General features: G+C 41.0%; 21 protein-coding genes, 7 tRNA genes and 2 pseudogenes. 7 read left to right on the forward strand and 23 right to left on the reverse strand.

Annotated features, from left to right (window positions below; translation table 11 throughout):
* Positions 1-47: 47 nt before the first annotated feature.
* Together BC8716_RS02155 and BC8716_RS02160 are read right to left on the reverse strand one after the other, a co-directional pair.
* A complete protein-coding gene (locus tag BC8716_RS02155; protein ID WP_094423732.1) occupies positions 48-419 on the reverse strand; it encodes an ArsI/CadI family heavy metal resistance metalloenzyme in 372 nt (123 codons plus the stop codon).
* 244 nt (positions 420-663) lie between these two features.
* Complete coding sequence (locus tag BC8716_RS02160) at positions 664-981, reverse strand: ArsR/SmtB family transcription factor (protein ID WP_094423733.1); 318 nt, start codon at positions 979-981, stop codon at positions 664-666.
* Positions 982-1,256: 275 nt separating this feature from the next.
* Here BC8716_RS02160 and BC8716_RS02165 point away from each other — a divergent pair, with 275 nt between their 5' ends.
* A complete protein-coding gene (locus BC8716_RS02165) occupies positions 1,257-1,718 on the forward strand; it encodes a CarD family transcriptional regulator (RefSeq protein WP_094423734.1) in 462 nt (153 codons plus the stop codon).
* Between the two features lie 162 nt (positions 1,719-1,880).
* Here BC8716_RS02165 and BC8716_RS02170 read toward each other — a convergent pair whose 3' ends face one another.
* Positions 1,881-2,081, reverse strand: a complete 201-nt coding sequence (locus BC8716_RS02170) for a cold-shock protein (RefSeq protein WP_094423735.1) — start codon at positions 2,079-2,081, stop codon at positions 1,881-1,883.
* Positions 2,082-2,472: 391 nt separating this feature from the next.
* Between BC8716_RS02170 and BC8716_RS02175 the strand changes: the two genes are divergently transcribed.
* Positions 2,473-3,402, forward strand: a complete 930-nt coding sequence (locus BC8716_RS02175; RefSeq protein ID WP_094423736.1) for a Gfo/Idh/MocA family protein — start codon at positions 2,473-2,475, stop codon at positions 3,400-3,402.
* Between the two features lie 170 nt (positions 3,403-3,572).
* The gene (locus tag BC8716_RS02180; RefSeq protein WP_094423737.1) at positions 3,573-3,689 is read left to right on the forward strand and encodes a TraX family protein; all 117 of its coding nucleotides are present in this window, start codon (positions 3,573-3,575) and stop codon (positions 3,687-3,689) included.
* Between the two features lie 39 nt (positions 3,690-3,728).
* Here BC8716_RS02180 and istB read toward each other — a convergent pair whose 3' ends face one another.
* Complete coding sequence (gene istB / locus BC8716_RS02185; protein WP_094429144.1) at positions 3,729-4,493, reverse strand: IS21-like element IS643 family helper ATPase IstB; 765 nt, start codon at positions 4,491-4,493, stop codon at positions 3,729-3,731.
* Positions 4,493-5,017: pseudogene (locus tag BC8716_RS02190) on the reverse strand (IS21 family transposase); the annotation flags it as partial. The pseudogene BC8716_RS02190 and the gene istB, both read right to left, overlap by 1 nt.
* Positions 5,018-5,101: 84 nt before the next feature.
* Here BC8716_RS02190 and BC8716_RS02195 point away from each other — a divergent pair.
* Positions 5,102-6,225 (forward strand): IS3 family transposase gene (locus tag BC8716_RS02195; RefSeq protein ID WP_094423738.1). Its coding sequence is split into 2 segments (ribosomal slippage): positions 5,102-5,390 and positions 5,390-6,225, totalling 1,125 coding nucleotides; the frame shifts between segments, so codons are not numbered across the junction.
* 31 nt (positions 6,226-6,256) lie between these two features.
* On the opposite strand, the pseudogene istA reads toward BC8716_RS02195, so the two are convergent.
* Positions 6,257-7,276 (reverse strand): annotated as a pseudogene (istA, locus tag BC8716_RS02200) (IS21 family transposase); the annotation flags it as partial.
* 148 nt (positions 7,277-7,424) lie between these two features.
* On the opposite strand from istA, the gene BC8716_RS02205 reads away from it, so the two are divergent.
* Positions 7,425-8,093, forward strand: a complete 669-nt coding sequence (locus tag BC8716_RS02205) for a TraX family protein (protein WP_257392303.1) — start codon at positions 7,425-7,427, stop codon at positions 8,091-8,093.
* A 391-nt stretch (positions 8,094-8,484) separates the two neighbouring features.
* On the forward strand, positions 8,485-8,937 hold the full coding sequence (locus tag BC8716_RS02210) for a cupin domain-containing protein (RefSeq protein ID WP_251180291.1): 453 nt from the start codon (positions 8,485-8,487) through the stop codon (positions 8,935-8,937).
* A gap of 164 nt (positions 8,938-9,101) precedes the next feature.
* Here BC8716_RS02210 and BC8716_RS02215 read toward each other — a convergent pair whose 3' ends face one another.
* From BC8716_RS02215 to BC8716_RS02260, 10 genes are all read right to left on the reverse strand, one after another.
* Positions 9,102-9,911 (reverse strand): class I SAM-dependent methyltransferase, encoded by an 810-nt coding sequence (locus tag BC8716_RS02215; RefSeq protein ID WP_094423740.1) that lies wholly within the window; start codon positions 9,909-9,911, stop codon positions 9,102-9,104.
* A gap of 306 nt (positions 9,912-10,217) precedes the next feature.
* Positions 10,218-10,769, reverse strand: a complete 552-nt coding sequence (locus BC8716_RS02220; RefSeq protein ID WP_094423741.1) for an SMI1/KNR4 family protein — start codon at positions 10,767-10,769, stop codon at positions 10,218-10,220.
* A gap of 220 nt (positions 10,770-10,989) precedes the next feature.
* Positions 10,990-11,074: transfer RNA gene (locus tag BC8716_RS02225), tRNA-Leu, on the reverse strand.
* 6 nt (positions 11,075-11,080) lie between these two features.
* Positions 11,081-11,166: transfer RNA gene (locus tag BC8716_RS02230), tRNA-Leu, on the reverse strand.
* A 24-nt stretch (positions 11,167-11,190) separates the two neighbouring features.
* Positions 11,191-11,267, reverse strand: a tRNA-Asp gene (locus BC8716_RS02235).
* Between the two features lie 7 nt (positions 11,268-11,274).
* Positions 11,275-11,350 (reverse strand) — tRNA-Val (locus tag BC8716_RS02240).
* 506 nt (positions 11,351-11,856) lie between these two features.
* Positions 11,857-11,928, reverse strand: a tRNA-Glu gene (locus BC8716_RS02245).
* 7 nt (positions 11,929-11,935) lie between these two features.
* Positions 11,936-12,023: transfer RNA gene (locus BC8716_RS02250), tRNA-Ser, on the reverse strand.
* A gap of 1 nt (position 12,024) precedes the next feature.
* A tRNA-Asn gene (locus tag BC8716_RS02255) sits at positions 12,025-12,099 on the reverse strand.
* A 52-nt stretch (positions 12,100-12,151) separates the two neighbouring features.
* Entirely contained in the window at positions 12,152-12,616 is a 465-nt protein-coding gene (locus BC8716_RS02260; RefSeq protein ID WP_011245675.1) for a SprT family protein, read from the reverse strand.
* An 81-nt stretch (positions 12,617-12,697) separates the two neighbouring features.
* On the opposite strand from BC8716_RS02260, the gene cmpA reads away from it, so the two are divergent.
* Entirely contained in the window at positions 12,698-12,841 is a 144-nt protein-coding gene (gene cmpA, locus BC8716_RS02265) for a cortex morphogenetic protein CmpA (protein ID WP_094423742.1), read from the forward strand.
* 27 nt (positions 12,842-12,868) lie between these two features.
* On the opposite strand, the gene BC8716_RS02270 is transcribed toward cmpA, so the two are convergent.
* From BC8716_RS02270 to BC8716_RS02300, 7 genes are all read right to left on the reverse strand, one after another.
* On the reverse strand, positions 12,869-15,031 hold the full coding sequence (locus BC8716_RS02270) for a Tex family protein (protein WP_094423743.1): 2,163 nt from the start codon (positions 15,029-15,031) through the stop codon (positions 12,869-12,871).
* A gap of 99 nt (positions 15,032-15,130) precedes the next feature.
* Entirely contained in the window at positions 15,131-15,757 is a 627-nt protein-coding gene (locus BC8716_RS02275) for a SpoIIE family protein phosphatase (RefSeq protein WP_157730333.1), read from the reverse strand.
* A gap of 1 nt (position 15,758) precedes the next feature.
* Positions 15,759-16,544 (reverse strand): RNA polymerase sigma factor SigB, encoded by a 786-nt coding sequence (gene sigB, locus BC8716_RS02280; RefSeq protein WP_011245671.1) that lies wholly within the window; start codon positions 16,542-16,544, stop codon positions 15,759-15,761.
* Complete coding sequence (rsbW, locus tag BC8716_RS02285; RefSeq protein ID WP_094423745.1) at positions 16,504-16,986, reverse strand: anti-sigma B factor RsbW; 483 nt, start codon at positions 16,984-16,986, stop codon at positions 16,504-16,506. The genes sigB and rsbW overlap by 41 nt, the downstream gene beginning before the upstream one ends.
* Positions 16,986-17,315 carry an STAS domain-containing protein gene (locus tag BC8716_RS02290; protein ID WP_094423746.1) on the reverse strand — a complete coding sequence of 110 codons (330 nt, stop codon included), beginning with the start codon at positions 17,313-17,315 and terminating at the stop codon, positions 16,986-16,988. The genes rsbW and BC8716_RS02290 overlap by 1 nt, the downstream gene beginning before the upstream one ends.
* A 64-nt stretch (positions 17,316-17,379) precedes the next feature.
* Positions 17,380-18,396: a PP2C family protein-serine/threonine phosphatase gene (locus BC8716_RS02295; RefSeq protein WP_094423747.1), complete on the reverse strand. Its 1,017-nt coding sequence runs from the start codon at positions 18,394-18,396 to the stop codon at positions 17,380-17,382.
* Positions 18,397-18,828 carry an anti-sigma regulatory factor gene (locus BC8716_RS02300; protein WP_094423748.1) on the reverse strand — a complete coding sequence of 144 codons (432 nt, stop codon included), beginning with the start codon at positions 18,826-18,828 and terminating at the stop codon, positions 18,397-18,399.
* Positions 18,829-18,830 lie beyond the last annotated feature (2 nt).

The following is an 18,830-nucleotide window of genomic DNA, read 5'->3' on the forward strand; positions in this document are numbered from 1 at the left end:
CTGAGTACTCGTTTTTTTATCGTTCAAGATATTGTAGTATTGCCTTTCTACTCACTGTCTTGTTTTGTATGAAAATATTCCCATTCGTTTCCATCGGGATCGGTTACCCAAAACTTATCTTGCACAGCATAGCAACAAGTAGTATTCAATTCTTCACGGGCAAAGAAACCTTCACGTTCGAGCCTTTCTTTATGTTTAAGTACATCTTCTTTGGTCTCAACCTGTATACCTAAATGATTAATTTGATTTCCAGCCACTTTATTTCTCTGTGTTAACGTCAAATTTAAATTAGGTTTTTGGGTCAGAAATTTGACATAATCATCTTTTATTTTTACCGGTTTCACGCCTAAAAATCGTTTATAAAAGGTTTGACTTTCACTTAAATTTTTTACATTAAGCCCAATGTGCACATTCACCATTATTATTCCTCCTCTATATCAATAAAATTTGATTTAATAAACACAGCAAGCCCCATTTTGATAGTAACGAAGCTCCACTTGATCTTTTACTTGCTCCATCCTCTCTTCTTTTAACAATTGTTTCATCTCATCTACTGGATCTTTACAACATTTGTTAAAACGAGAAAAGAAACGTTTTAGTATCCTCAACTTGCCACTCACCTCCATCAAAAAAAATTGATTTAACAATTTATAATTAAAACCGTTACTTAGACGGTTTTAATATACAGCAGAGTTGTTCCGACAGTAAGGCATCAACTTCTGTCTCATTCACACTGTAATAATTCCAAGTACCCTTTGTTTCCATTTTCAACAAATTTGCGTCAACTAAAATCTTCAGGTGGTAGGATAGCTTAGATTGGCTCATTTGCATCTCTTCCGTAAGATCACATACACACGTTTTACCTTTTAGACTAAGGACATTTAACAGACGTAAACGTTTTGTGTCGGCTAGTGCCTTAAACTTGGTTTGGAAATCCTCTAATTCTTGATGGGAAAGATGATTATTAACAAGTTGTTTCATGATAGCACCTCAACTTTTAAATCAAAAAAAATTGATTTAAGTCCATTCTAAATGACAATAAACTAAAAATCAAGAGTTCTTGATTTAATAAATAATTGCTGATCGTATAACGTCCTACATCGTGACCGACGAAGCAGTAATGTCGTCTTTTGCTTGATACTGATATCCAAAAAAGCTGTTGACATTAAAAAAATCAACGTGTTATAATTAAAAATTTGTTAAATAAACAAATGTATGGTAACCTTAAGAAAGTCCCGTATATGGAGGTGGATAATATGTTTCAAATTGGCGATAACATTGTTTATCCGATGCACGGAGCAGGTGTAATTGAGGCGATAGAAGAAATAGATCTTTTAGAGGAAAAACAACAGTATTATATCATAAAAATGTCAATCAACAATATGAAAGTTATGATTCCAACTAGCAAAATAGTGAGTTCAAGTATACGGCCAGTTACTGATATACTTGCGATAAACCACATTATACACATATTTCAACACGGAGAATCAGATACGTTACTGCCGTGGAAACAAAGGTATAAAGTAAACGCGGACAAAATAAAAATGGGTGAAATGCAAGAAGGCGCTGAAGTTGTACGCGATTTAATGCGCATTAAGAAAGAAAAAGCACTTAATACAAGCGAAAAAGAAATGTTGGATAATGCCTATGAATTTTTGCTTAGTGAACTGGAAGTCGTTAAAGGAATCACCGATAGTCAAATAAAAAGTTTCTGTTAAAAATAGACATCATTGCACATCAGAAATTCACTAAATTTTTTGGTAATACCATGATTAAAAGTCATCATTTCAAAGACGTTCAAGTAGGTTTTTTAGTGAGCATGATACAGAGAACATAAAAAAACAGGCCCTATATAAGGAGCCTGTTTGTATGAAAATTAATTAAGCAGTTTGAACGTTAGCTGCTTGAGCTCCACGAGCACCTTGCTCAATGTCAAACGTTACTTTTTGACCTTCGTCTAAAGATTTGAATCCTTCACTTTGGATAGCAGAGAAGTGTACGAATACATCGTCTCCATCTTCGCGTTCGATAAAACCAAAACCTTTTTCTGCATTAAACCATTTCACTGTACCTTGTTCCATTTTTGTTGCCTCCTAGTGCGTTGCCACACATTATATTACTACTCTTGTCCAAAGTATCATCAAGACGAAAAGTCAATATTCATACTATCCTTTACACCGAACAAAAATAATTCTCTTTATTATAACAGAAAACGGAAGTAATGGCAAATTAATTTTAGTTTTTTTGCCATAGCTGTATAACGTGTGAATATCAGTATATACGCATGTCATCATCTCCCCTAAAAAAATCTTATTTTTCAGACTGGAGAAATTGCTCCACGTATGGTATATGATGACTAATATCTAAACAGTAAATTATAGTTTGAACTAGAAAGTAAGAATTAATTTTCATCGTAAATGCTTTGGAAGAAGTTAAACAATATAAGTAAAGGCTAATTGGAGGATAAGTTAGATGAAACCTAGAATTGGAATGATTGGATTAGGTGGGATTGCTCAAAAAGCGTATTTACCTATTTTATCAAAAGAAGTAGATTGGACCTTTGTCGGAGCATACTCGCCGAATAAACAGAAAAGAGAACAAATCTGCAACCACTATCGCATCAAAGCATATGAAGATCTATCTTCGTTAAGTGAATCATGTGATGCCATCTTTGTTCACAGCTCAACAGAAACACATTATGAAATTGTATCTCAACTACTTCGTGATGGAATCGATGTTTATGTCGATAAACCATTAGCAGCTACTATTGAACAGGCTGAGAAATTGGTTCATTTAAGTGAGGCGCTTGGCAGGAAGCTGATGGTTGGATTTAATCGGCGCTTCTCACCGATGTATGTAAAATTAAAAAAGTTACTGAAAGAGAAAGACACTGCTTGGATAAACCTTGAAAAACATAGAATCGCCTCAATCAATGATACGCTTTCTTACGAACACATCCTGTTAGATGACTATCTCCACCTAGTAGATACCGTTAGATGGCTTTCGGATGGAGACATACGTTTTGAAAATGGCTTTTTGAAAACGATTGATTCTAAGTTAGCCTTTACACAGCAACAATTCCAGTCAGATGACAATATCATCTTTAACAGTTCCATGCATAGGAGTGCAGGCACCAATCTAGAACAACTAGAATTAGTAACAACTGGGGGAATCTTTCGTGTGAAAAACATGAACATCTTTGAATGTGAAACAGATAATCAACTTTCCACTTTTTATTCTGGCTCCTGGGAATCGATCCTAAAACAAAAAGGATTTGAGCATGCTGTGAACCATTTCATTCAATGTATTCAACAAAATATTGAGCCGAGTGTACCAGCTAGAGAAGGTTTAGAGTCGCAGATTTTGTTGCAAGAACTTATTTTACATTCCAAGCGCCTTTGAAAGATGGCCAAAATAATTTAATTATTTATAGTCCGTAAGTCTTATCCCTCATCATGTTTTTTTTCGTCCTCACCATTGAGGATTTTTTTCGTTTATACGATTTTTATATGTGTCTAATTTCTTATGATCGATGTAATATAAAATAATGAGTATACTAGGAGAGGGAATTTATGTCGACGACTACATTGAAAATGATCGCCTTATGCGCTATGTTCATTGATCACATCGGGCAATTTTTCCCCGAGACACCGGAATGGTTTAATTGGATCGGAAGAATATCGGTGTAGACGTCAAGTTGAAATTTACACTTTTTGCTCGTTTCCTTTTTACACATCTGCTGAAAAAATGCTCTTCCGATTTTTCATCCTGTGACTTCTCTCTTCTTCGCTACCATGGATCACTTCCACACGATGAAGTAAGCGATCTAAAATCGCAGTGGTGATGCCTTGGTCTCCGATTAAATTGCCCCATTCATCTGGACTCTTATTTGATGTCAGGATAATCGAACTTCGTTCGTATAAATGGTTAATTAAATGAAAGAATAGGTTTGCTTCTCTCTGGTCCATGGCCATATACATTAAATCATCAATAATCACTAAGTCGGCATTTCTAATTCTCTTAAGCTGAACTTTAGATTTGTTCAGGTATTCTTCTGATTTTAGAAGCTGCACCAGTTCACCCATTGTAGCGAAATAAACATTAAACCCTCTGTAAACAGCCTCAAGTCCAAGTCCAATTGCGATATACGTTTTACCGATGCCAGGAGGCCCTAAAAGGATAAGATTATAGTGTTGCTCCAGCCAGCTTAATTCTCGGAGTTGAGAAAGCTGACGAGCCGTCAGAACGTTTTGTCCTTTCAGCTCAAACTCGTCTAATGACTTCACGAAAGGGAAGCGTGCCCATTTCATTCTTTTCTCAAGGCTTTTCTCTTCGCGTTTGGCTAATTCATATCGAGTGAGAGACTCTAAAAATTCCAAGTAGGTCCATGATGCTTTTTCAGCTTCGCGAAGAAGCTGTGGCAGCTCCTCCGCAGTCTCTGCTAGGCGTAGCTGACGAAAGTGATCTTGTAGTTCATGTACGGTTTTGTTCATCATGTTCTACCTCCTAAAATGCTAGTATAGGCATTTAGAGAACGGGTAGAGGCTTTGAGATGAGAATGGTTTGGCGGACTCGTGTAAAAAGATTGTGCTTCTTCAATCGGCTCATCTCGTAAAGCATCAAGGTGATGAGCGATATCGCGAAAGTCATTCGCATTGTAAAGCTTTTCTGTCGTGCACTTGGCCAAAACAGTATCAATTATAGCCGGGTATTGTTGGCTCACCTTATGAATAATTGTAAACTGATCTCTCCGATACCTCGGGTATCTTTGGCTAATCTCATCTAAATAGGCAGCTGCCTGAACCTGATCTTTAAAGTGAGAGAGGAGACGTTGTTTAAACTCTTCCACACCTTTGGAGCGATCACGAGTATGGTGACGGTTTTGAATCAGCTTTCCCTTTTCAGAGCTGATCCTATGCTCGGCAATCACTTCACCATTTGCTTCTTTGCGGATGATCAGGGCGTTGTGATCTTCTTCCCTTATTTCAATCCACACAAGATTCTCACTCCTATTTTGATTGGATAGGTTACACTTAGTTGGACAAATGCTCTAAGGTCTACTAGACTAGATGGAATCATCCAATGAAGGGATCGGGATATCATGACTGAAGCCAAACGTCCACGAAGAAGGTTCACAGCCGAATTTAAGAAACAGCTTGTGCAACTGTATGCGTCCGGAAAGCCGAGAGCGGAAATCATCCGTGAATATGAACTGACGCCATCTGCTTTTGATAAATGGGTTCGTCAATACCAAACAAGTGGCGCATTCACCGAGAAAGAAAATCGTACGCCTGAACAAGAAGAGCTGATCCGCCTACGAAAAGAAAACCAGAAGCTCGCTATGGAAAATGATATTTTAAAGCAAGCGGCGCTGATCATGGGACGAAAATAGACGTGATCCGTCAAAATCGCGGGATCTACCCAGTGGCTGCCATGTGTGCGATTTTGAACATCCCCCGTAGCACGTTTTATTATGAAGCCAAGCAACGGGATCACGAAGAAGAGGAAGAACAGCTGACCGCATTGATCAGCGACCTTTTTCGTCAGAGCCGAGGCATCTATGGCCAGCGCAAAATCAAAAAAGAACTTACTAAACAAGGGTGGACGGTTTCACGCCGCCGCATTGGCCGGATCATGAAGGCACAAGGACTTGTATCCACGTACACGGTGGCCCAATTTAAACCAACGAAATTCGTGTGCAACGAATCGGAAATAGGGAATACCCTTGACCGGAAGTTCCAACAAGAAAAAGCGCTAACCGTAGTCGTCAGCGACCTAACGTATGTGCGGGTCGGTGCAAACTGGCATTATATTTGTATCATCATTGATCTATACAACCGTGAAATCATCGGTTACAGTTCTGGTCCAAACAAGAATAAGGAGCTCGTGGGACAAGCCATCGCTAAAATTCCCTATCCCTTACAGAAGATCGCTCTGTTTCATACCGATCGTGGTAGAGAGTTTATCAATCAGAAGATGGACCAGACACTAGCGACCTTTGGAATCGCCCGTTCGCTCAGCAACAAAGGCACGCCGTATGACAACGCCGTCGCAGAAGCCACCTTTAAAGCGATTAAAATTGAGTTTGTATCGAGAAGGGTTTTCCCTAACCAACACGAACTTGACCTTGCTTTATTTGATTATGTTCATTGGTTCAACCATATACGCCTCCATGGTTCACTCGACTATCAATCACCCGTCGATTACAAAGCCTTACACCTTTAAAAATTTGTCCAGTTTTGTGTTGACATTCCAGATAAGTCCCCAGTGGGACAGAGTAACGGTTTGACTTGTACCGGATCGTATTGTCCTTACTAACACTTCTTGTTATACTTTGGTTATGGGTACTTTCATATGAAAGTAACGAAGAGACTGGCTGTAAGTGTTGCTTTTCGAGGAGAAACACTTCTGCTGGTCTTTTTTTCGTTGTCTGGTGAACCTGGTGGTTTCCCGTACGCTTGAGCCATTGCCTTGCCCGTTCATTCCAATCTTCTATATCTCTAAACACACGACTGTCAGCGAAGTTGCCTTTTATGTATTTCACTACATTTTCAATCATCCCTTTAGATTCTGGATCCGCTCTTCGGCAAAGGTGAACGTTGAATTTACGCTCGTTTACATAGCTTTGAAACTCAGCTGTTAAAAGTAGTTGACCTGCATTTTCACTTACTGAGATTAAGTGATCCTGATCATAGACAATTTCTTCGGTTCGTCCTCCATAGAACTGGAAGGCATGTTCGTGACAACGAATCGCATCTCTTGTGGTGAATGGACGTACTTGCCATTCCATATATTTTTGTCGCGAGTGAACGAGTACAAAGGCAATAAAGTACAGTTTGATTTCCTTGTTGTTCACTGTTTTCTGTTTTGTTTCTCCCCAGTCTACCTGGAGTTGTTTACCCATTGGTTGTTCAGGAACTGCTTCGTATTGCCGGACAATCCCCTTTTTCTCAATCTGATAAACTTCTCGCACCCCCCTCACATATGTTCTTACAGTACTTCCGCCGACCACTAGGTCGGGGTATCTTTCTAAAAGCCAATCATGGATCTGAGCACTACTTAGGTGGGGATACTCTTCGAGCCAGGCCAGTATCCAGTCCTTATAGTGATCTAGTTTTTTCTTCTTTCCCAAGGGCTGTTCCGTATAGGCCTTTGCCTCATCGAATGTCATTTCTAAGTACTTATAGACAGTCGGTCTTGAGATTTTAAGCTCCTTAGCGATTTGCGCTACTTTAAACTTTCTCTTATGTAATTCCTGAATCTTAATATATAACACTAACTTCTCCTCCAAGATCCTAACCCCCAGTAAAATAACATCACGATCTATTTTACTAAAGAGGTAGATTGATTGAGCAAAAGTGTAAAATCTTATCGATCAAAAAGTGTCAACTTTATTCTAGCGTTTACAATCGGCCCCTATTTTTATTTATTGTGTTGTTTTAGGGATTAAACACACTAAGAATAAAAAGAAATACCTGATTCGGTTATACTTATTTTCATTAAGTATGGCGATTATAAATATGGTACTAAATCAACTATTTGATTATACCTATTTCTATATTTGGAATAATTTTTTTAGTTCTTTATTTGTTGTTGCGGTAGTGGTACTTTTACTAGACAACTTTAAAGCAAAAAACTTGTTTTTCTTCATCATTTGGCAACTATCAACCCTTATTTTATGTCTCGTTTTAGCAGAAAAATATGAGGTATTAAGACTAAGTGATGCAGCAGGTACATATTACTTTTTAGGTTCAGTATTTGGTAATATCCTCTTTGTGGAGGGCACTTTTTTAGGGGTTGTACTTGGAGCTATATTTTATCTTACTTTATCGAACCGAATTAATTTAATTATTCTATATAGCTCCTTCTCCTTGTGTTTTTATATGCTTCATTTAAAGGTAAGCAATTACGGAAACCCAGTCATTCACACATATTTGTTTCCGTTTGCAGACTATCAATGGATGATGGTTTTCGCCCTTCCATTTTTATTGCTCTATAATGGCAACAGAGGGATTGGCTTAAAGTATATCTTCTATATTTTTTATCCATTACACTTAATTATTCTGTATTTATTGGCTGTGTCTCGATTGTAGAAGATTAAGTCTACAGCTTCTTACTAGTTAAACAAAATCATCGCTTTAACGACTTCTTTTGAAAATCAGTATATAAAAAATACCAATGACGCTTCTAACCCTTGGTATTCTTGCGTTTTACGACTGATGTGGCTGAGTTCGTGTTGGTTAGAGAAAACACTTCTTGATTCACCCTCAATTTTAATGGCTTTAAAGGTGGCTTATGTCATACGGTATTAGCGATAATTATACTTATAATTCAAGTTACAAAACCAAATATATGCTCGTTAAATGCAAGCACTCTTACTGGGCAGTTGCATATACTGTAAAAAAGCCTAAGGAGAGATTTCCTGTGAATTATTACCATAATTCATTTTACAACAGTCCCCAAAACCTGCCTGAATGGAGAGGTATTCCATACTACCAAACACATAACATGTACAGAACAGTGCCATACCAACAACCCAAAACGGATTTTGGTAAAGAGCCCTTTACATTAAACATCTCACAAGCTTCCAAAAATAATAATACCTACCGCACTGTCATTTGGACTGGAGAACATCTACAAGTAACCCTAATGAGCATTAATGTTGGTGACGATATCGGGTTAGAAATACACCCTCAAACGGATCAATTTTTCAGGATAGAACAAGGTCAAGGCTTGGTACAAATGGGTAGCAGCCCAAATCATTTAACGTATCAAGCAAATGTTTCCGAGGATAGCGCGATAATGGTTCCTGCTGGCACATGGCATAATGTTACCAATACTGGCCCTGTCCCTTTAAAACTTTATTCCATCTATGCACCTCCACATCATCCTTATGGAACAATCCAACCAACAAAAGCAGATGCTATGGAATCGTGAGAAAAAAGAAGACCTTGCTTCGGCAGGGTTATTTTTTCTCGTTTACGTTCCTTTTTTTGGGTTTGTGTTTTTTAAGAAAGCACCATCGTAACCAATCTTAAATCAAGGGGGGTCCTATTAGATTACGACAAAAGAAGAAACCTGGTATTCAGCAAGTTCTTTTCTTAATAAGGTTCACTTACAACATACATTCCTGAGTCTTTACTAATATGGATATATCCTTGTGTGTTTTTCTTACTTTCTAAGAAACTAATAAATTGATCATATCTGCCTTGCTTGTTTAAAGCATCTTCAAGTCCTGTATCTATCGAAAAGATATAATCAGCCAAATCGTGAACATTCGTAACTCGTAAGTTAGATTCGTACTTCAATAACTGAACACGATTAAAAGAGCTGCGTAATGCTTTTTCCCCATTCTCAAGACCAAAATACGTTGAATGGACCGGTTTAATGAACGGTAATGAGGAATCAAATTCTTTAACAAAATGATAAATCTCTTTCATATGACTATTACCATTAGTCGCAGCATAAAAAAGACCATTAGGTTTCAATATTCTTTGAACCTCTTTTAAAGCTGTTTCTATGTTTGGAACGTGATATAACATATGATTCGCTATAACAATATCAAATAGGGAATGCTCCAAATGCGTAGCTTGAATATCCATTTCTCCAAAAGTTATATTTTGTTTTTCAGGAATATTTCGTTGCGCTTGACTAACCATCCCTTTAGAAAAATCAGTTAGTATAATACTCCAGTTTTCTCTAATTTTCATTAAATTTTCCGTCCATAAGTATCCTGATCCGCAACCAAATTCTATAATGTTACTCTCATCATCAAATTGAATATTGTCAAACACCCATTCATGCCAGTCTATACGATTGGTGCTATATTCTTTATGTAATCTTATTCGAGCATCAAGTTTTGATGAATTTCCGTACTGTTGGTTTAAGAATTGATTAGAGTTAGTTCGCATAAGATTCACCTCTCTGCTATTTTAAAATATGATTTTAACTTGGATAGAGTTGTCTATGTATACATTCACTAAATAATTCCTTTAACCTGCAATAAATAATCGAGTAAGAGAAGGTGACTAGCCTCCGACCTCTGTCACCACAATACGCACGGTTCCGTATATAGCGGCTCAATTTTAAGAACGGAAGCTATTGTAATGTTGTACACAGGAAATTAGCCGAAAACATATCGTTCGGTCTTTTATGTCTTTACATAATCCCACGCCCATATCATTGAAAAGGTTGACAGATTGAATACATTAATCATATTAAAAAAGGCTATCTTTTCTTGGATAAGAACGATAATACACTTCCGCACTGGCATTCCACTCCCAAAATACTGATCCTTGTGAAAGAATGTATCTCTCCAGAAACATTTCAAAACTTGAATTCAAAGGTCTAGCCTCACCAACATCTTCCAAAATATAAAGATAGTTTGGATTTCTCTCTCTAACTTTTTTCTTATTGATAATTAAATGACACTCTTCAAGTAGAAATGCAATAGGGATGTCTTTAGTGTCAAGATACTTCTGAGCTTCTTTCATTTGATCAAGATTAAACAGCCTTAAGCCACCACCCGCAGGCTCACCAAAAAGCAAATTCCCATAAATCCTTGCTCCATTATGGAGAGACAGGAACTCTTTAAAATCTGAAGGGATGTTGATGCCTTGATCTTTTTCGAATTGTGAAAGATGATTTTCAGTAACTGGCTCATTGAATGAAAAAAAGCATTCCTGTGATGTGAGAAGTGATTTAATTTTCCCCTCCTCATTTAATGCTTCTTTAAGACTATCTAAGATCTCCTTCAAAGTGCTCGACATTTTCTTGCCTCCTAAACAATTAAAATATTTCCATTCATCTTTTAACCCACCTTACAGATCAAAAACCATGCAAAATGACGTCTTTTTCATCCTTTTTTCACCTTGTGGCGAGTTTTTGGCGAATTAGGTATGAAAAACACCCATTTCCCCACTGGAAATGAACGCATTAAAAAATACCAAGGGCACTTCAAACCCTTGGTATTCCTACGTTTACGACTAATGCGGTTGAGAGGACTCGAACCTCCACGGGATTTAACTCCCACTAGGCCCTCAACCTAGCGCGTCTGCCATTCCGCCACAACCGCGTATTCTGGTGCGGGTGAAGGGACTTGAACCCCCACGTCATAAAGACACTAGATCCTAAGTCTAGCGCGTCTGCCAATTCCGCCACACCCGCTGGCAATTTAAATGTAATTATAGATGGCGGTCCGGACGGGACTCGAACCCGCGACCTCCTGCGTGACAGGCAGGCATTCTAACCAACTGAACTACCGGACCTTGTTGATGGTGGAGGATGACGGGATCGAACCGCCGACCCTCTGCTTGTAAGGCAGATGCTCTCCCAGCTGAGCTAATCCTCCATTTTGACTGCAGATAAGCGGCGAATTTCTTTGTCCAATTCGTGTCTCTCGGTCAGTCACGTACGCTTGTACGCTCCTTTCCTCGAGCACTTCTTGTCCTCGAACTTCTTGCTTCTCTTTGTCAAAGAATATGCTGATAAGCGGCGAATTTCTTCGTCCAATTCGTGTCTCTCGGTCAGTCACGTACGGTTGTACGCTCCTTTCCTCGAGCACTTCTTGTCCTCGAACTTCTTGCTTCTCTTTGTCAAACAATGACGCAGATAAGCGGCGAATTTCTTTGTCCAATTCGTGTCTCTCGGTCAGTCACGTACGGTTGTACGCTCCTTTCCTCGAGCACTTCTTGTCCTCGAACTTCTTGCTTCTCTTTGTCAAACAATAATGCAGATAAGCTGCAAATCTCTTCGTCTCGTTCATGATTCTTTAATAGTGATTGAAACGAACTGGTGCTGGAAAGGAACAATGGAACAGAGCATGTCCATTTTCCTTTCAGCGCCTCGTTTTGCAAATGACCCGTACGGGATTCGAACCCGTGTTACCGCCGTGAAAGGGCGGTGTCTTAACCACTTGACCAACGGGCCAGAAGAGCGGAGAAGGAGGGATTTGAACCCTCGCGCCGCTTACACGACCTACTCCCTTAGCAGGGGAGCCCCTTCAGCCACTTGGGTACTTCTCCATGGCTCCACAGGCAGGATTCGAACCTGCGACCGATCGGTTAACAGCCGATAGCTCTACCACTGAGCTACTGTGGAATATGTACGCTTTTTTCCGCCTCTCCTTGGCGACTCTTATAATATAGCATAGTCACTTCCTTTGATGCAATACTTTTTTCGATAAAAATTTTAGTTTCCCGTGGCAGGTACCACAAACATATTTTTGCGTATTGATTTTTCGCCGCCGGTGGTATGTTCGGCTACAAGATGTACATGTATACACAAGAACGGTCTGTTCGTCTTGCGCTGTTTTGCAGTAGCGAGGTGCTCCTGTTTTGGCAAGCCATTCCTGAAAATCTTTATCGCCATGTTTGTAGCCTTTCCCTTCGAGATGAAGGTGGTAATGGCAAAGTTCATGTTTAATGATGCCGATCAGTTCTTCTTTGCCATAGCGTTCATATTGCTTTGGGTTTAGTTCAATATCATGGCTTTTTAGCAAATACCTTCCCCCCGTCGTGCGAAGGCGGTTATTGAAGCGGGCTGTGTGTGTAAAAGGGCGCTTAAAAAAAGCAAGAGAAATCGTTTCTGTTAGCTGTTGCAATTCTTTGTTTGTCATTCCTTGTCCCCCATTAAAAACTATTCAACTCTGACAAACAGCCTAACATATACTACTTGAAACATGAGAGGAGCGTTCGATATGCCTATTTGGTTAAAGAAACAGCTTCGCAAAGCGTATGCTGAAAAAAACCGCCATCAATTGAAGCTTTTAAATCAATGTTGGTTTTATTATAAAGCAACTCATGGAGAAAACACGCTTTCTCAGCATAAAGAACCGATGTAGGGAGCTTGAGACGCTCCCTACATGCAGTTAGACAACAACCGGTGCCTTCATTGTCAGGCTGATGCGTCCTTTTTTCTCATCAACGCCCTCTACCCAAACAGTAACAACGTCGCCAATGGATACAACTTCCATAGGGTGTTTGATGTAGCGGTCCGCCAATTTGGAAACGTGCACGAGACCGTCCTGTTTGACGCCAATATCGACAAAAGCGCCAAAATCGACGATATTGCGCACAGTTCCTTGAAGTTCCATGCCTTCCTCCAAGTCCTCCATTTTCAAAACATCTTGTTTTAACTGTGGCGCTGCTAATTCATCCCGTGGGTCTCGGTTCGGACGGGCAAGTGCGTCGATAATATCGGCTAATGTTAACGTGCCAATGTCAAGTGTTTCTGCTAATTCGCCTTGATTGAGACTGTTTAGTCTTTGTTTTAATTTGTCTGTGCCAATGTCTTTTTGCTCGGCCTCTACATACTGAAGGAGTTTTTTCGCCTCGTTGTAGCTTTCTGGGTGAATGGCCGTCGCATCTAATCGATTTTTGCCGTCTGGGACACGTAAAAAGCCAATGCATTGCTCATATGTTTTGGCGCCTAAACGGGGAACGCTCTTTAACGCTGTTCTTGTTGTAAATGGCCCGTGTTCGTCTCGATAGGCAACAATGTTAGTCGCTTGCGTTTTATTAAGCCCAGCCACATAAGAAAGCAATGCTGCTGAAGCGGTATTGACATTGACGCCGACACGGTTGACGGCTGTTTCCACGACAAAAGCAAGCGATTCATTTAGCTTTTTCTGTGACACATCATGTTGGTATTGGCCGACGCCAACCGATTTTGGATCAATTTTGACTAGCTCCGCCAACGGGTCTTGCAGGCGACGGGCAATCGAGATCGCGCTCCGCTGCTCGACTTGGAGATCAGGGAATTCTGCGCGGGCAATTTCAGAAGCAGAGTAGACGCTCGCCCCCGCTTCGTTGACGATACAATAGTAAAGCGTATCATCGATCTCTTTAATCGTACTTGCGACAAATTGCTCGGTTTCACGGGAAGCTGTTCCGTTGCCGATGGCAATCATTTTGACGCCATATTTTGTCGTCACATTCCGTATGATCGCTGCTGCTTCTTCTGTTTTATGGTGTGGCGCTGTTGGATACATGACCCCTACTTCAAGTGCTTTGCCTGTAGCATCTACAACCGCCCATTTGCAGCCTGTCCGAAAAGCTGGATCGATGCCTAACACGACTTTGCCTTTCATCGGCGGCTGCAAGAGCAGTTGCTTTACATTTTCTGCGAAAATCGTGATCGCCTGCTCTTCCGCTTTTTCAGTCAAAAATGCCCGTACTTCCCTTTCTAGTGAAGGCTCAACCAAACGCTTGTATGCATCTTCAATCGCCTCTTCGACAATGGGAACAACAGGTGAACCATGCTTTTTGATGATGAGGCGTTTGATTTGGTCGATAAAGGCATCGCTTGGGAAGCGTACGTGAACGCGCAATACCTCTTCTCGCTCACCGCGGTTAACGGCGAGTGTCCGGTGAGGCACCATTTTTTTAATAGGCTCTTGAAAATCATAATAAAGGGCGTAGACGCTTTTTTCATCTTCTGCGCCGCCATTTTTTCGGCTTGTTTCAACTGTCGCTTGCTTTAAAGCCCGTTCACGGAGCCTTGACCGCACTTCTGGGTCTTCGGCAAACATCTCTGCTAGTATATCTTTCGCGCCAGCGATTGCCGTTTCACTGTCTGGCACTCCTAATTCTTGATTGATAAAGGGCGTTGTCGCTGTTTCTAGCGGAAATTCTCTCGGGAAAGACATTATTTCTTGCGCCAATGGCTCAAGCCCTTTTTCTTTTGCTGCGGTTGCCCGAGTGCGCCGCTTTTGTTTATATGGCCGGTATAAGTCTTCTAATGTTTGCAGCTTTCGAGCCGCTTTAATTTGCGCCTTTAATTCGGCTGTCAATTTGCCTTGCTCATCAATGAGGCGTAGCACTTCTTCCCGCCGTTGCATGACGTTTTCAGCATATTCATGCGCATCGGCGATTGCTTTGATTTGCAATTCGTCAAGACCGCCTGTTTGTTCTTTCCGGTATCGAGCAATAAAAGGGACCGTATTGCCTTCCTTTAACAACTCGACAACTTGCCTAACTTGTTTCGGCGCTAAGCCTGTTTCCGTTACCGTTTCGTTTACCAATTCCTCCATTGCCTTACCGTCCTCCAATCTCCGTTTATCATAGCACAAAAGCAAATAAACAAAAAAGAAACACCTCGCCCTGTAAGGTGTTTCTTTTCGCTTATCGCCCTATCCCCTATGTACCACAGCAGGCACTCTAAATTTGCCGACCATTAACGTGGCGTCATCTTTTTGATTAAACCGTTTGGCTGCCACCACGTTCTCACTTACGTTGTATAAGCCACTCTGATCAATTAACGCTTGTTTTGGCGGAAGCTGGTCGACGCCATCTGTATAGATCATAAAGGCGCTACCAGGAGAATATAAGAACTTGTCGCTTTTGATTTGGCTTTTGCGGCCACACAAATAACCTCGCGCCGGCATTGGCTGAATAAACGAGCCGTCAGGATGGAACAAGACAAAGCCAATGTTTCCGAAGTTTGCATAATGGAGGATGTTGCTTTTGTAATCAATTTTAATGACTGTAATAACAGCGCCCCGTTGATGAGTTAAAGCCCTATTGCAATGTTCAAGAATCACATCGACAGATTCAGCATGATACGTTTGCACCGCTTCTAGTGCCGTTATAGTAGAATGGTATGCCCCTTGGCCGCTCCCTAAACCATCGACAACGGCACATACTGTGTATGTGCCTTTTTGGATCACCATATGCCCGTCGCCGCAAACGGCATTGCCTGGTTTGATTTGCTGGACAGTCGCAATATCCGTATATTGGTCTTTAAAATACGTAAGCATTTCAGAAAATCTCCGTAGGCTCCACACGTATGGAGTCGCGCAGTTTTTGAAGTGCACGGCGCTGCAAACGGGATACATGCATTTGTGAAATGCCCAATTTTTCGCCAGTCTCTTTTTGGCTTAAATTCTCATAATAGGTGCATTGAAGGATGTCCTTTTCCCGTTCGTTTAGCACTTCAAACGCTTTTTCAAGCAATAATTTTTGATCAGCTTGCTCATAGCCAGCCTCTTCATTGCCAACGAGATCAAGGAGCGTCACTTCCCCACCTTCTTGGTCTGCCTCAAGAGGGCGATTGACGGATAGTGCTTGGTAGCTTTTGCTCATTTCCATTGTCTCAAGCACTTCTTCCTCTGTAACTTGAAGGTACTCGGCAATTTCATGAACATAAGGGGAACGTTGCAACTCAATGGTTAGCGTATCCGCTGCTTTCTTAATTTTCGGACCCAGCTCTTTGATGCGGCGCGGTACATGGACACTCCATGTTTTGTCGCGAATAAACCGTTTAATCTCTCCTACCACTGTAGGAACAGCGAACGATTCAAAGCTTCTGCCATAGTCTTCGTTATAACGTTTCATTGCGGCGAGAAGGCCGACCATGCCGACTTGATACAAGTCTTCATCGTATTCCCGCCCTTTTGAAAACTTCCTTGAAAGGGAGCGGACAAGCGCTTCAAAATGGTTTACCAATTTGATTTGGGCTTCTTCACTTCCAGTTTTTTGGTATTGTTCAATCCAAAGATAGATATCATCCTTGTTCTGACTGTAAGGAAGAGATTCCGTCGACACTTTCCTCCACCCCACTCTCGTAAAGATACTTTGTCATGACGAGCATCACGCCGTTATCTTCATTGATTTCAACTTTATCCATTAAACTGCTGATGAGGAATAAACCAAGCCCTCCTTCCTTCAAATCTCCAACTGGCTTTTGTGCATCTACTGGGCCTAGTCGACTTTCCACATCTTGAATGTCAAAACTCTTGCCTTGATCGGCAACGACTACTTGAATTCGATCGTCATAAATATAACAAGCTAAATAAATCGATCCACCTTCGGAATAGGCGTGCTCTACGACATTCGTACATGCCTCGGCAACCGCGATCTTAATGTCTTCAATGTCGTCGTAAGCAAAACCAAGACGGTTCGCGACGCCAGAAACAGTTAAGCGTGCAATGCTGACGTATTCGGGCTTGGCAGGGAGCTCCACGTGGATCCGGTCATGTTGTTCCATTAACTCTGCCCCTCCTTCACTTCTTCAATCGTAATCACTTCATCGAGTCCCGTTATCGAAAAAAGCCGCCTAACTCGACTGGACATGCCACAAAGCTTTAAGTTGCTGCCATTTGCATCCGTTGTTTTCAACACACCAACAAAAACACCAAGTCCCGTACTGTCAATATATTCAACCTCATTAAAATGAATCGTCAGCTCAATACCTTTTTCCTTTGCTAGAGGGATGAGAGATTCACGTAGTTGAGGAGCTGTATAAGCATCAATCTCGCCAGCAAGGTAAATATGATGGGCGTTGTCTGTTTGTTCTGATCGTATTGTAAGGTTCATATGTAAACCGTCCTCCTCAAGCAATTAAGTTCCATTTCTCTTTCATACCCGGATACTTCTATTTTTAAACGGTTCTCCGCAAAAGAATAAGCGTAAAATCATCACGTAATACAAAGTCTTGAATTTTTACCAGTTCCTCATAAACGCGGTTGACCGTTTCTTGCGCGGTTAAATGCATGTATTTCCGAATTAATTTTGTGATTTCTTCCCGCTCAATAAACTCGTCGCCTATACGGCATTCTGTTACACCATCAGACAGAAGCACAATAAAATCGCCTACATCCAAATGACGCGTATATTCTCTATATTTGGTTTGGCGGGACACGCCTAATACGAGCCCTTTGGCGTGCAATTCTTCAAATGCGTCGTTGGCCACGCTGTAAAAAAAACCTGGTTCGTGGCCTGCACCTGAATAGTGGAAATCACCAGTCGTTCTGTTATAATACCCGTACATCATTGTAATAAACATGCTGTCTCCGACGTTTTGGGCGACAACACGGTTTAAGTTCTCAAGTAAAAGCGAAGGTTGGAGTTGCTGCTCAGATGGCAAACTGTCCATCGCATATTTGATCATAGACATGCAAAGAGCCGCTGGCACGCCTTTGCCAATGATATCGGCAATAGCCATGCCCAGCCCTTTGTCATCCTCATGTACATAATGGTAATAATCGCCGCTCATTTTCTTTGCTGGTTCACAAACAACACCGACATCAAGAAATTCTGTTTTTGGCTTTTCTTGCGGGAGAAGGGTCTGCTGCATACTAGCTGCAACATCAATTTCTGACTCAAGTTCTTGCTGCCGGTTCCTTAATATTTGATGTTCTTGATAAGCAAGCCCGTACCCCATCATGACTTCTAAAAGGAGAACAAATGAATCTTGAATTTGCTCGTCCATTTGTGGGAGCATTTCTGTCAACACTTTAAAATGGATGCTGACAAATTCTTCAGGCGAAATTTTTTGCTCCAACAAAAACTTGCTTACTTTTTGCGCCTCGTACAGACTTTGTTCCGATTTGTTCTCTAAAAAGTCTTTTAAGATGCGCTTATAGGAAAGCTGTAACTTATAGTCTACAACAGACATCTATCTCACATGCCCCCTCACTTGGGCCCATTTTGTTGCCGTGATCGTTGTTCCTACGCCTATTTCTGAATCAATTGTAAATTCATCCATAAGCCTTTTCACGCCAGGCAAACCTGCCCCTAGGCCGCTGGAAGTCGTAAATCCGTCTACCATCACTTGCCGTATATCTTGAATGCCCGGGCCGTCATCTTTCGCAATCACACGAATGCCTTTGATTATCCCGAGTTTGGAGGGCTTTTCCACCAATTCAAGGCGAATTTCTCCCCGCTTCGCATACAAATAAATGTTTCGTGCAAGTTCAGAAATGGCTGTCGTGATCCGAGCTTGATCTACACTGCCAAAACCGATTTGGCGTGAAAGGTCGCGCCCTGCCTGCCTAGCAGCGACGATTCCCCATTCATTTTTTACTTCCACACAGGATTGGATATCCATCT

The sequence above is a fragment of the Shouchella clausii genome (genome assembly GCF_002250115.1).
Lineage (GTDB): Bacteria > Bacillota > Bacilli > Bacillales > Bacillaceae_D > Shouchella > Shouchella clausii.

Bases quoted from the DNA above. Each gene is read 5' to 3' on its own strand.
- BC8716_RS02165 (WP_094423734.1), top strand. From the start codon at position 1,257: ATGTTTCAAATTGGCGATAACATTGTTTATCCGATGCACGGAGCAGGT.
- rsbW (WP_094423745.1), bottom strand. From the start codon at position 16,986: ATGGAACAACATGACCGGATCCACGTGGAGCTCCCTGCCAAGCCCGAA.
- BC8716_RS02180 (WP_094423737.1), top strand. From the start codon at position 3,573: ATGTCGACGACTACATTGAAAATGATCGCCTTATGCGCTATGTTCATT.
- BC8716_RS02290 (WP_094423746.1), bottom strand. From the start codon at position 17,315: ATGAACCTTACAATACGATCAGAACAAACAGACAACGCCCATCATATT.
- BC8716_RS02275 (WP_157730333.1), bottom strand. From the start codon at position 15,757: ATGCTTACGTATTTTAAAGACCAATATACGGATATTGCGACTGTCCAG.
- BC8716_RS02295 (WP_094423747.1), bottom strand. From the start codon at position 18,396: ATGTCTGTTGTAGACTATAAGTTACAGCTTTCCTATAAGCGCATCTTA.
- BC8716_RS02160 (WP_094423733.1), bottom strand. From the start codon at position 981: ATGAAACAACTTGTTAATAATCATCTTTCCCATCAAGAATTAGAGGAT.
- BC8716_RS02300 (WP_094423748.1), bottom strand. From the start codon at position 18,828: ATGGATATCCAATCCTGTGTGGAAGTAAAAAATGAATGGGGAATCGTC.
- BC8716_RS02155 (WP_094423732.1), bottom strand. From the start codon at position 419: ATGGTGAATGTGCACATTGGGCTTAATGTAAAAAATTTAAGTGAAAGT.
- istB (WP_094429144.1), bottom strand. From the start codon at position 4,493: ATGAACAAAACCGTACATGAACTACAAGATCACTTTCGTCAGCTACGC.
- BC8716_RS02260 (WP_011245675.1), bottom strand. From the start codon at position 12,616: ATGACAAACAAAGAATTGCAACAGCTAACAGAAACGATTTCTCTTGCT.
- BC8716_RS02170 (WP_094423735.1), bottom strand. From the start codon at position 2,081: ATGGAACAAGGTACAGTGAAATGGTTTAATGCAGAAAAAGGTTTTGGT.
- BC8716_RS02175 (WP_094423736.1), top strand. From the start codon at position 2,473: ATGAAACCTAGAATTGGAATGATTGGATTAGGTGGGATTGCTCAAAAA.
- BC8716_RS02220 (WP_094423741.1), bottom strand. From the start codon at position 10,769: ATGTCGAGCACTTTGAAGGAGATCTTAGATAGTCTTAAAGAAGCATTA.
- cmpA (WP_094423742.1), top strand. From the start codon at position 12,698: ATGCCTATTTGGTTAAAGAAACAGCTTCGCAAAGCGTATGCTGAAAAA.
- BC8716_RS02270 (WP_094423743.1), bottom strand. From the start codon at position 15,031: ATGGAGGAATTGGTAAACGAAACGGTAACGGAAACAGGCTTAGCGCCG.
- BC8716_RS02215 (WP_094423740.1), bottom strand. From the start codon at position 9,911: ATGCGAACTAACTCTAATCAATTCTTAAACCAACAGTACGGAAATTCA.